We start from the raw sequence: 10,740 nt of genomic DNA on the forward strand, positions 1-10,740 counted from the left end.
CTCCTCTCCCCACAGGGAAGATTTTACCGTAATGTGTTCTGAGTATATTTAAGCAAATGACGTGCCATCGGTAAATTTATGGCACCAAATAACGAAATGCGCGCCAAGCTGGGCAGTAAGCTCCAGCAGGTCGTCCAGCCGGTCGCCGCGTTCCTGGCGCAGTTCACGCCAGAAGGCTCCCAATGAGCGCAGCTCGGGGCAGGCGTCAAAAACTGTTTGCAGGCGTTCGCAATTACGCAAAAACAATTGTCCTGCCTTGGGGCTCTTGCCGAGCAGCTGCCCTTGTTGCGTAAGTATTTCAAAAAGTTGTGCGGCCTGCTCCAGCGATGTTGCCATGCGTTGCGTAAATTCGGGAGAAAATGCGCCCGTCTGGCTGTCCGCATGCGTGGTGCCGTGTGCAGATGCTGAAGGAGCGTTTTTTTCAGGCTGGCGGGTATCCGCGCTCTGTTGCCCCCCCGCTGCGGGCCGGGCGGCATCGTCCAGTTCGTCAAGTATCTGACGCCAGAAAATCCGCTGCTGCGCAAGCCATAAGCTGCGATCTGCGGCGGCGTGCTCCGTAAGGCAGCGCACGGTCATAAAGCCCTTGTCGTCCTGCTCCGTCAGCCATACGCGGGCCTCGCTCTCCACAAGGTCAAGCGGGGCGGCATCCCATCGTCCAGCGTCAAGCCATGACAGGGCGAGGGATTCCACGCTCCGGGGGCTGATGTGCGTCACGCACGCCAGATTATTGGGGCAGGGGCGGCCAAAGGGGCAGGGATGGCAGGGCAGGGCAGGTTCCAGGCAGCAACAGCCGGGCAGATAGGGGCCAGTGTCGCAGGGCTGGGCCGTGGCAAGGAATATGGCCAGGCAGGGCACACCAAGGCCAGCAGCCAGATGCATCGTACCTGTATCATTGGTAAACAATAACTTTGACCGGCGCAGCAATGCCGCCAGTTGGGTGAGACTGGTTTTGCCCACGGCGTCCACCCACGTGCCTTGGGCTGCCTGAACATAGGCCTCGGCCAGCGGGCGTTCGGCAGGTGAGCCAAGCAGCACCGGGCAGAGCTTGCGCTCGCGCCACAGGCGGTCGCCCACCTCGGCAAAAAAATGTGCGGGCCACTGCCGCCGTGCTTCGCTTGCGCCCAGCTGCATGGCCACAAAACCGCATGTCTCCGGCGGAGCCCCGGCAAGCAGGGCATCCGCCGCATCCAGGGCTCCCTGCGGCGGATCGGCCAACCCTTGGCGGGTCTGCACGGCTGCTGCTGGCGTGTGCGGCGCGCCCACCATGCGGAACATGTCCGCAATATTAAAGGGAGCGCTCAGACGGTTTGTAGCGCCGCTGTTCAGAAATGTGGACCAGATGCCCCTGTTTTGCCCAAAACCGTGCGCGTCAAGGCAGAATCCGCGAATCTCGGCCTGCCCGTCCGTATGTCCGCCCGCCAGCAAGCCTGTGAGCAGCCGCGCAGGTAGGGTGGTAGTCAGGTTGACAACGCAGCCTGGCCTGGCCTCGCTCCTGACGGTGCGGGCAAATTCCAGCAGAAGAGCCGTTGCGATGCGCCAATCCTTGTCCATGTCGGCCATGAGCCGCGCGCCGGGCAGGGGCCAGGTGCGTTCTACATGGCGCAGCAGGGGCTGGGCGCTGGAGAAATTGTCCAGACACACCAGATGCACGGTCTGGCCCTGACTATACAGATCCTCAATGAGGGGCTGGCATTGCAGAAGGTCGCCAAAACGCGTCAGGTTGATGACCAGTGTGGTGGCTGAGCGGTCAGCCGCAGAGCTGGTGTTCTCCATTGCTTGGCCGCCTTATGCCAGCGCCGAGGTTTTGCCGCCGTTCAGAAGGTTCAGGGCCAGGGCCTTTTCCTGCTTGAAGCGGTTGGCCACGGCTGCCTGAATATTGCTGTCGGAAGATCCAAACTGCCCCACGCGTATATTGTACACGTTGTTGATGAGGTTGCGCTCGTAGGCTGCATCGGTCGGTTTGCCGCTCATGGCGTGCGCCCTCTCGAATATGCGGGCCGCGCCCGCTGGGCCGTGTTGCACCGATGTGCTCCAGATAACCTCCCGCATGGCGGTGGAAACCTTGTCGGGGTTCAGGCCGATGCGCTGAGATATGGATTCCAACGCGGGTTTGTAATGGCTCTGGCGTACAAAGGCCTCCTGAAGATCCTCAAACCGCTCGGGCTGTTCGTTGGCAATGGCGCGCCATGTGTCGGGCATGGCTCCCTTGCGGCTGCCGGTATTGCCAGGGCCGGATGATCGCAGGCGCTTGGAAAGATCCGGCGCTTCCGTGTCCAGAAAATCCAGAAAATCCTTCAGGCTGCCCGCGCGTGACGATACCTGATACTTGCCGTAGGAGGTGCCGCCGTTGCGGTCATAGCCCACGGCGGCAATGCCGTCGCTGCCAGACTCAAAGCGGGCTGAAAGCTGACCGAGCTCCATGTCCTCTATCTTGTGCGAGGCCTTGGTGCGGGCCTGAGCCTGGGGCTGGGTGCGCGAATGGACAAAATCGCCCATGCTGAGTCCCTTGATGCGGTTGTCCATGGCGCTGGTCATGGAGCGCAGATGCCGGGCAGTACCCATGCTGCGGGCAAGATCAAGGGTAGAGTTGCCGCCGGATACTGTCTGCATGAGGCTGTCAATGGCCTTGGTCTGCCGCATGTCGGTTTCAGCCTTGCTGAATACCTGTGTGCGGGCAAGATCGCTTGGCGAGCGCCCTGCCAGTACCATGCCCTGCTGCCCCATGTTCCCGGCCAGGGCCATGCCTGCGCGCTGCATTTCGGCAGTGCTGGCGTTTTCCGCATTGGTGGTCTGGCCGCTCATGATGTTGGCAAAGGACGCGGGGTTTCCGGCCTGTGCAGACGCAGTGCGGCGTGGAGCTCCCGCCTGGGCCTTTTGTGCATCAGATGGGGGGCGGATCAGAAAATTGGAAAGTGCCATGTGTTCCTCCTGCGGGGCTGAGGCTCCGCGTTGAGGAAAAAGCAAGTACAGTGCCAACTCTGGATATGCGCGGGTAAAACGACAGGTTATATTTTGCGGATCAGGCCTGCGCCGGAATGCTGACGCTGGCGGAGGAACCCGTCAGGGCTGCCGCAAATAACAAGGGCAACCGACAGCGTCGGTTGCCCTTGGGAAAGACGATGGGGTAGGGGTTCCGGCGGGGCTTCCGCGCGGAAACGGCTACTGCTTGGCGGGCTGGGCTGGGGCTTCTTCAGTGTTGGCGCTGTGAACGGAGGTCGCCAGTTCCTTGGCGAGGGTTTCGGCAAAGACCGGGGGCATGCCCGCGCCGGTCTTGAATTCCTGATGGGCAAGCAGGGCAATGCGCATCTGGCTGCTGCCAACGGCATTGCGCTTGCCAATGTTTTTGAGATTTTTACTGCGGGACCCCTGAGTGCTCGGAACATGCCGCTGCACCAGCAGCACATCCGCCACCATGGCAGTACCGCCCTTGCCGCTCAGTTGCGAGGGTGCGTCATACCCGGCAGTCACCACCTGACGGGCGGTTTCCGGCGCGGTTGTCCCGGCGGCGAGCACGACTATCTGGAGGATGTAGCCCGCTTCGCTGGGGTTTGGGACTACCGTGTAGCCCTGGCGTTGCAGCCATGTCTCCACCTGGGTGCGCAGGCCGAAAACCTTGTTGGTATTGTCGCGCACGTTAACATAAACCGCCGGATGGATGTTCACATCGGCTTCCGGCTCCTCAATCTGGCCCTGGCGCAGCACTTCCACGCGTGCTGCGTCCGCCGATTGGCGCACGCAACCGCAGAGGGAGGCAAAGACCAGGCACAGCATCAGAATATAGCGGATAAAGGACATACGGCTCCTTTGAGATGCCGCCGCCAAAAAAGGCGCGGATCTGAGTTGGATTCGGGGGGAGATAATATTTGCGACCAGCCTCGCCGGGCGAGGGCCGGAATGCGGATAGCGTTGGCGCGAAATCAGGAGCGCAGCGACTCGAGAATCTTTCGGCTTAAGGTGTCCTCTAGGGCGGGCAGGATGTCCTCCTTGCCCATGTTGGCTCCTTCAGCGCGTACCGTGGTGCGGTGCATGTCCGCATCTGACGGCTCCTGTCCGTTGCGGCCCACGCCCACAAGAGCTTTCATTCCCCATATTTTGCTTTTGCCGGAGCTGTCCAGCAGGGCCGCGCCTAGGCCAAGGGCCGCTCCTGCTCCTGCTCCCCAGGCTGCCCCGCTTCTGCCGCCGGTTGCGCCGCCAAGCAGCACGCCCAGCATGGCTCCGGTGGCGGTTGAACCCAGGGCATGCCCTGCGCTCACAGGCGCGTTGCGTGAACCCAGAGGATATATGTCCTCCACCTTCACGCGTATGAGTAGGTCTGCCTTTTGTGCAGAATCGGCGGGGGTCAGATCTTTTTCGCTCTGCAGATAACTCGTGAGCATGGATTCAAAGTCGGCCTTAAACGAGGCGTCGCCGCCGCTCACGGCCACGTGCACGGTCTGCCCCTTGCGCACCTGTACACTTTGCAGCGGCGCATCAGAAACGTCTGCATCGCTGCCTGGCTGCGCTCCGGAATCTGCGGCAGGGGGAGTGCCCGGCTGCTCCTGATGCGTTGCGCAACCCGCGCCAAAAGCAAACATGGTCAGCAGGCACAGAACAGCGGCAAAGTTACGTGGCAGAAAACAGATTGGCATATGCTTCCTTGCAATTTTGAACGACACTATCATAAATAGCGCAGATCGGCCTTGCTGTCCAGTTTGGCACGGTTGCCCCCAGGGCAAGCGTTGTTGGCGTATGGAACTGAGACAGGTCGGGACTTGACAAATGCTTCGTACTTGACGCTATTGGTTGTGTCGCGCATGGCCGCCAATGGGGCGTTATGGCGCTGCAATGGATTTTGGCAACGGGAAATAATCGTTGCGAGGGCGTGTTGCGTTGCGATTGCACGCAAGAAAAATTGCGTGAAAACGCCGCCCTGGCAACCATATACGTGACGGTGCAGGGTGCGGGCGCAAGCCACGCGATGGCGTGAGCGTTAACAGGGCCGCGCGTCTTTTGCCGGCAAGCACGAGATAACCGAGGGGCAGCATGGGCAAACAGCTTATCATTGTGGAATCACCCGCCAAGGTGAAGACCATCAAGAAGTTTCTGGGGCCGCAGTACATGGTGCAGGCCAGTGTTGGCCATGTGCGCGACCTGCCGTCCAGCTCGCTTGGTGTGGACGAAGCCAACGACTTTGCGCCGCACTACGAGGTTATAGACAATAAAAAGAATGTTGTCAGTGAACTCCGCGCTGCCGCTTCCAAGGCCGATACCGTATATCTCGCGCCCGACCCCGACCGCGAGGGAGAGGCCATTGCCTGGCATGTGGCGGAGCTTATCCGCGACAAAGCCAAGGACATCAAGCGCATCCAGTTCAACGAAATCACGGCCAAGGCTGTGAAAGAAGCCCTGGCGCACCCGCGCGAGCTCAACGGGCATCTTTTTGACGCCCAGCAGGCCCGCCGTGTGCTGGACCGTCTGGTGGGCTACAAAATTTCGCCCCTGCTGTGGAAGTCCATCAAGCGCGGCATTTCTGCCGGACGCGTGCAGTCAGTGGCCCTGCGCCTCATTGTTGAGCGCGAGGAGGCCCGCGAGGTCTTCAAGCCCGAAGAATATTGGCTGTTCAAGGCCTTGCTGGCAGCGGACGTACCGCCTCCGTTCAAGGCCGAGCTTGCCAAGGTGGGCGGCAAAAAGGCTGTGGTCAGCAATGCAGCCCAGGCCAAGGATATCGAAGATGCCATGGCGGGCAAGCCCTTTGTGGTGGAAAGCGTGGAAGAAAAAGAGCGTGAACGCGCTCCGCAGCCGCCTTTCATTACCTCAACTTTGCAGCAGGCTGCCAACCAGCGTCTTTCGTACACTGCCAAGCGCACCATGAATATTGCTCAGCGCCTGTACGAGGGCGTTGAACTGGGCGACAGGGGACTCACGGCTCTCATTACCTATATGCGTACCGACTCCACACGCATTGCCGATGAAGCCCGCGATGCGGCCAAGGCTTTTATTGAAGGCAACTTTGGCAAGGAATATCTGCCCAAGCGGGCCAGGGTCTACAAGGCCAAGGGCGGCGCGCAGGACGCGCATGAAGCCATCCGTCCTGTTGACGTGACCATCACGCCCGACGAGGTGAAAACCCACCTGCCGCCGGAGCAGTACAATCTTTATCGGCTCATCTGGTCGCGCTTTGTGGCCTCGCAGATGGCCGGGGCGCGCTTTCACGACACAACGGCCAGTATTGTCTGCGCGCACACGCAGTGGAAGGCCAAGGGCGAGCGCCTGCTGTTCCCCGGCTTTCTGGCGGCCATGCCTCGCGGCAAGGATGAAGCGGACGCTGAGCTGCCGCCCCTGACCGCTGGGCAGACGCTCACGCTCGAAAAGCTCGACAAGGAGCAGAAGTTCACCCAGCCCCCGGCCCGCTTCAGCGAAGCAAGCCTTGTGCGCGAGCTGGAAGAACTGGGCATCGGGCGTCCTTCCACCTATGCGGCCATTATTTCCACCCTTCAGGACAGGGAATACGTGAGCCTGAAGGAACGCCATTTTGTGCCTACCGACCTTGGGCGCGTGGTATGCACACAGCTTGTGGAGCATTTCGGCAAGCTCATGGACGTGGGTTTCACCGCCCAGATGGAAGAAAACCTGGACAAGGTGGCCGAAGGTCAGGAACAGTGGGTCGAACTGCTGCGGCGTTTTTCGGAAGATTTCAATCCCACGCTGGCGGCTGCGTCCAAAAACATGAAGAGCCTCAAGGGGGGCATGCCCGCAAACCTGCCCTGCCCTGAGTGCGGCAAGGACCTGCTCATCAAGTTTGGCAAGGCCGGGGCTTTTCTGGCCTGTTCCGGCTATCCGGAATGCCGCTACACCAGCAATTTTGAGCGCACGGAAGACGGCACCGTGGAAGCCGTGGCCCAGGAAAAGCCCCAGTATGAAAAAGTGGGGAACTGCCCGCAGTGCGGCAAAGACCTGGTGATCAAGAAGTCCCGCACGGGCAGCAGCTTCATTGCCTGCACGGGCTATCCCGATTGCAAGTATGCGGCTCCGCTTTCCACCGGGGTGCCTTGCCCGCGTTGCGGCAAGGGGTCGCTGGTTGAAAAAAGCACCAAGCGCGGCAAGATATTCTATTCATGCGACCAGTACCCGCAGTGTGATTTTGCCCTGTGGGACAAACCCGTGCCCGGCCCCTGCCCACGGTGCAATTCGCCCTATCTGATCGAAAAGAAAAGCCGTGATGGCGCAAAGGTCATCTGCCCTGTCAAAGGGTGCGGCTATGTGAAGGAGGATGGAGATGGGTAAGAAAAACGATGCCTCTCTGTTGCCTTCAGGCGGCGGAGGCCTCAAGGGCTCGCCGGAATCTCTGGTGACAACCCCGTGGGAAGATACGCTTGAAGCCCGCGCTGCGGCCCTGCTGACGGGGGGCGAACCTCTGGTGCTCGTAACCGTGGTGAGCCGCACAGGCTCTGCCCCGCGCGAAGCTGGAACCCGCGCCCTTCAGACTCGCAACGGATTTGAAGGAACAGTGGGCGGCGGCCTGCTTGAAGCCCGCGCCATGGAAGCGGCCCGCAACAGCCTTGCAAGCAGCCTTTCTGCGCGTGTTTCGTGCGACATGAGCGGCTTTACGCCCAACAGCGACATGATCTGCGGCGGCGGCATGGAAGTTCTGTGCGAGGTGCTTGCACCACGTCAGGCTGAAATGTTCGCTCTTGCGGCAGAGGTGCTGCGGCTGGGCGGTCGGGGCGCATGGCTGGTTGAATTGCGCCGGGACGGCGTTTCGCTGCATGGCGAGGCGGAAACACCGCTGCGGCGGCTGTTTGTTGATGCCTTGCCGGAACATGCCGTTCAGCCCGAAGGCGTCACCGTGGGGCTGGACGCAGTAACCCCCCTGCTGGAGACGCGTAAGGGTCGCCCTGGCCTGGTAGACGTGGACGGGCGCATACTTTACGTGGAACCTCTGGACGCGCCGCCAGTGCTCTTGCTGTGCGGCGGCGGGCATGTATCGCTGGAAGTTGCGCGGCTGGCCCATTCCTGCGGCTTTGTAGTAGACGTGGTGGACGACCGCGAGGAATTTTCCAATGCGGAGCGCTTCCCCATGGCCCGCCATTGTCAGGTTTTGCCGGGCTACGAAAATCTTGTGCAGACCTGCGACATCGGGCGCAGGCATTTTGTGGCCATTATCACGCGCGGGCACAGTTTTGACCGCGAGGCTCTGGCTCAGGCGCTGACAAGTCACGCCCAGTATGTGGGCATGATCGGCAGCAGAACCAAGCGTGAACAGGTGTATGCCGCTTTGCGCAAACAGGGTGTGCCGGATGCAGAACTGGCTGCCGTATGCTGCCCTATTGGCCTTTCCATTGAGGCGGAGACCCCGCAGCAGATTGCGGTTTCCATTGTGGCCGAGCTGCTTGCCGCTCGTGCCGGAACCTTGGTGCGCCTGCGGCTTGACGACTAGAGCGTTGACAATGGAATGAATTAACTGCCTGGCAATAATTTCAAAAAATGTTTGCCGGGCACGGCAGGCAGGTTTTCCTGCTGTAGAAGATCATTTCAGGTGTTGCCATGCCCTGAAAGGCGAGCGTGCGCTACTCCGCCGCGCAGTTGCCTGCTGCTGGACTGCCGGGTGCGCAGATCCTTTATCCCTTACCCTCCAAGGCGCTTTGCATGACCCTTACAATTGTCGCCCTGCTGTTTCTCCTGCTTGTAGGCATTTACGTGAATGCCAGGATGCGTACTGCGCGCCATCTGCGCTGCATCGCAGAGGAGAAGGGCGATATTGCCAGAGCCTCCGGCATGACGGCCAGCATAGGCGTTTTTTATCCTGATGTAAGCGCCACCGTTGTTATGGGCGTTTCTGAGGAAATCGGGGCCTGTTATTACCGTGTGCTGCGCGACGGCAAGGTCATCAACCGTAGCCGTATCAATCTGGCCAACATCAAGCGTGTGGAGCTGCTGATCAACGGCGATGTGCGCAAGGTGGGCATTTCATCCGCCCAGGCCACCAGTTTCCTCAAGGCCACCGATGTGGCAGGCAGAATACTTACCCAGTATTCCCCGGCAGACCTGCGCGTCATGCTGCGTGCTGGCCTGCGGATTGTTTTTATGGGTGAAAGCGGCGCAGAGAAGCAACTGGAGATAACAGTGCTGCGCATGACTGACGAGCGCCACAAATTCAAGCGCATGGAGCTGTTCAAGGATACCGTGTGGTGGGTGGTCTTTCTGGACAGCGCAAGCGCCAATGCCAGACATATCAGGGAGTACTTCGAGAAGAGTGAAACCCCTGATTCAGATGGAGAATTTTGCTAAAAAAATGGTTAATAATTTCAGTATGTTATAAAAAAATACCACGATATGATAACTATCTGAAATTACAGGGAATAATCGTTTCAAACATTTGGCGGTCCCACAGCCCGATACATTGCTTTTTGGCGTGAACTGTGCTTTTTAAAGGGGTGGTTTACTGCAATTGTCGGTGAGTTTACCAGGCTGGGGCTGTATGACGCCCCCAACGCGTCATGAGGCGCTTGTTCGCGCCAAATCTTTCATGCTGATCCCCCCCCAGGAACGACGTTTAGCGATGACCCGTCTCGGTGGAAAATTAAGCCACCGCCGTTACGCCGTGCGTGTTTTGAGCGCCGTGCGCCACGCCATATGGAGTTATTCATGAGTATCAGACCTATTGCAAAAATTTCAGTTGTATTGGGGCTTTGTCTTGCCCTGGTCGCCTGCCAGAGCGACAAAAAAGGACAGCCCGACATGCGCTTGCCAGTGTCGGCTGTTGAAGTAACCGTCGCCGATGCCTCCTGGCCCAGCCAGTTCCAGGCGCAGGCCTCAGGCTCACGCGCGGTTGAAGTGCGCGCCCGTGTTCAGGGGATTATTGAAAAGCGCCTGTATAACGAAGGTGATTTCGTTAAGGCGGGGCAGCAGATGTTCCAGCTCGAACGCGATCAGTACGAAGCCCAGATGCAGCAGGCGCAGGCCCAGTACGTGAACGCGGAACGTGAATGGAAGCGTATTCGCCCCCTGTACGAAAAGAACGCCGTTTCGCAGAAAGACCGCGATTCTGCCCTGGCCGCGTACGACAGCGCCAAGGCATCCCTGCGTCAGGCCAAGATCAATCTGGATTACTGCCAGGTGGTGGCCCCTGTCTCCGGCTACAGCAGCAAGGAAAATTACACCCCCGGCAACCTGGTGAGCAACAATTCGCTGCTTACCTATGTGAACCAGACCGACCCCATGTACATAGACTTTTCCATTGCCGCGCCTGACCGTATGCTGCGCCAGCAGCTTGCAGCCTCGGGCGTCCTGGTGTTCCCCAAGGACAACCGCTACAAGGCAAGGTTGCGCCTGCTGGACGGCACCATGTACGGCACGGAAGGCGACGTGACCTTTATCGACAGCCAGGTGCAGCCCACCACGGGCGTTATCAAGGCCCGCGCGGTGTTTCCCAATACCGACGGGCAGATCATGCCCGGGCAGTATGTGCGCCTGTTTGTGGAAGGCGACATCCTCAAGAACGCCATTCTTATTCCGCAAAAGTGCGTTATCGTGACCCAGAAGGGTACCGTGGTCATGGGGCTGGACAAGGACGACAAGGTCTACCCCATTCCCATCACTGTGACTGTGGCTGTGGGAGATCAATATCTGGTGGGTTCCGGCCTCAAGGGCGGGGAACGCATCATCAGTGAAGGTATCATCAAAGCCCGCCCCGGGACTCAAGTGCGCGTGCAGCAAGCCGGTGGGCAGCAGCCCCAGGATGCCGCGCCGAAGAAGTAGGTA

9 protein-coding genes are annotated in these 10,740 nt (G+C 59.7%); 5 read left to right on the forward strand and 4 right to left on the reverse strand.

Annotation, left to right across the window (positions count from 1 at the left end):
• Positions 1-48: 48 nt before the first annotated feature.
• The 4 genes from JMF94_RS02345 to JMF94_RS02360 form a co-directional block, all read right to left on the reverse strand.
• The gene (locus tag JMF94_RS02345) at positions 49-1,773 is read right to left on the reverse strand and encodes a glycosyltransferase family 9 protein (protein WP_240823590.1); all 1,725 of its coding nucleotides are present in this window, start codon (positions 1,771-1,773) and stop codon (positions 49-51) included.
• Between the two features lie 12 nt (positions 1,774-1,785).
• A complete protein-coding gene (locus JMF94_RS02350) occupies positions 1,786-2,919 on the reverse strand; it encodes a hypothetical protein (RefSeq protein ID WP_240823591.1) in 1,134 nt (377 codons plus the stop codon).
• Between the two features lie 240 nt (positions 2,920-3,159).
• Entirely contained in the window at positions 3,160-3,795 is a 636-nt protein-coding gene (traT, locus tag JMF94_RS02355) for a complement resistance protein TraT (RefSeq protein ID WP_240823592.1), read from the reverse strand.
• A gap of 122 nt (positions 3,796-3,917) precedes the next feature.
• Positions 3,918-4,628 carry a hypothetical protein gene (locus JMF94_RS02360; RefSeq protein ID WP_240823593.1) on the reverse strand — a complete coding sequence of 237 codons (711 nt, stop codon included), beginning with the start codon at positions 4,626-4,628 and terminating at the stop codon, positions 3,918-3,920.
• Positions 4,629-4,813: 185 nt separating this feature from the next.
• On the opposite strand from JMF94_RS02360, the gene JMF94_RS02365 reads away from it, so the two are divergent.
• The 5 genes from JMF94_RS02365 to JMF94_RS02385 all read left to right on the forward strand — a co-directional run bounded on the left by JMF94_RS02365 (position 4,814) and on the right by JMF94_RS02385 (position 10,737).
• Positions 4,814-4,966, forward strand: a complete 153-nt coding sequence (locus JMF94_RS02365; RefSeq protein WP_240823594.1) for a hypothetical protein — start codon at positions 4,814-4,816, stop codon at positions 4,964-4,966.
• Between the two features lie 56 nt (positions 4,967-5,022).
• Entirely contained in the window at positions 5,023-7,263 is a 2,241-nt protein-coding gene (topA, locus tag JMF94_RS02370; protein ID WP_240823595.1) for a type I DNA topoisomerase, read from the forward strand.
• Positions 7,256-8,416 (forward strand): XdhC/CoxI family protein, encoded by a 1,161-nt coding sequence (locus JMF94_RS02375; RefSeq protein WP_240823596.1) that lies wholly within the window; start codon positions 7,256-7,258, stop codon positions 8,414-8,416. Before topA ends, JMF94_RS02375 begins: the two co-directional genes overlap by 8 nt.
• A 209-nt stretch (positions 8,417-8,625) precedes the next feature.
• Positions 8,626-9,267: a thioredoxin gene (locus tag JMF94_RS02380; protein ID WP_240823597.1), complete on the forward strand. Its 642-nt coding sequence runs from the start codon at positions 8,626-8,628 to the stop codon at positions 9,265-9,267.
• A gap of 357 nt (positions 9,268-9,624) precedes the next feature.
• Positions 9,625-10,737 carry an efflux RND transporter periplasmic adaptor subunit gene (locus tag JMF94_RS02385; RefSeq protein WP_240823598.1) on the forward strand — a complete coding sequence of 371 codons (1,113 nt, stop codon included), beginning with the start codon at positions 9,625-9,627 and terminating at the stop codon, positions 10,735-10,737.
• Positions 10,738-10,740: the final 3 nt, after the last annotated feature.

This window comes from Desulfovibrio sp. UIB00, assembly GCF_022508225.1.
Lineage (GTDB): Bacteria > Desulfobacterota > Desulfovibrionia > Desulfovibrionales > Desulfovibrionaceae > Desulfovibrio.

Bases quoted from the DNA above. Each gene is read 5' to 3' on its own strand.
- traT (WP_240823592.1), bottom strand. From the start codon at position 3,795: ATGTCCTTTATCCGCTATATTCTGATGCTGTGCCTGGTCTTTGCCTCC.
- topA (WP_240823595.1), top strand. From the start codon at position 5,023: ATGGGCAAACAGCTTATCATTGTGGAATCACCCGCCAAGGTGAAGACC.
- JMF94_RS02375 (WP_240823596.1), top strand. From the start codon at position 7,256: ATGGGTAAGAAAAACGATGCCTCTCTGTTGCCTTCAGGCGGCGGAGGC.
- JMF94_RS02380 (WP_240823597.1), top strand. From the start codon at position 8,626: ATGACCCTTACAATTGTCGCCCTGCTGTTTCTCCTGCTTGTAGGCATT.
- JMF94_RS02360 (WP_240823593.1), bottom strand. From the start codon at position 4,628: ATGCCAATCTGTTTTCTGCCACGTAACTTTGCCGCTGTTCTGTGCCTG.
- JMF94_RS02345 (WP_240823590.1), bottom strand. From the start codon at position 1,773: ATGGAGAACACCAGCTCTGCGGCTGACCGCTCAGCCACCACACTGGTC.
- JMF94_RS02385 (WP_240823598.1), top strand. From the start codon at position 9,625: ATGAGTATCAGACCTATTGCAAAAATTTCAGTTGTATTGGGGCTTTGT.
- JMF94_RS02350 (WP_240823591.1), bottom strand. From the start codon at position 2,919: ATGGCACTTTCCAATTTTCTGATCCGCCCCCCATCTGATGCACAAAAG.
- JMF94_RS02365 (WP_240823594.1), top strand. From the start codon at position 4,814: ATGGCGCTGCAATGGATTTTGGCAACGGGAAATAATCGTTGCGAGGGC.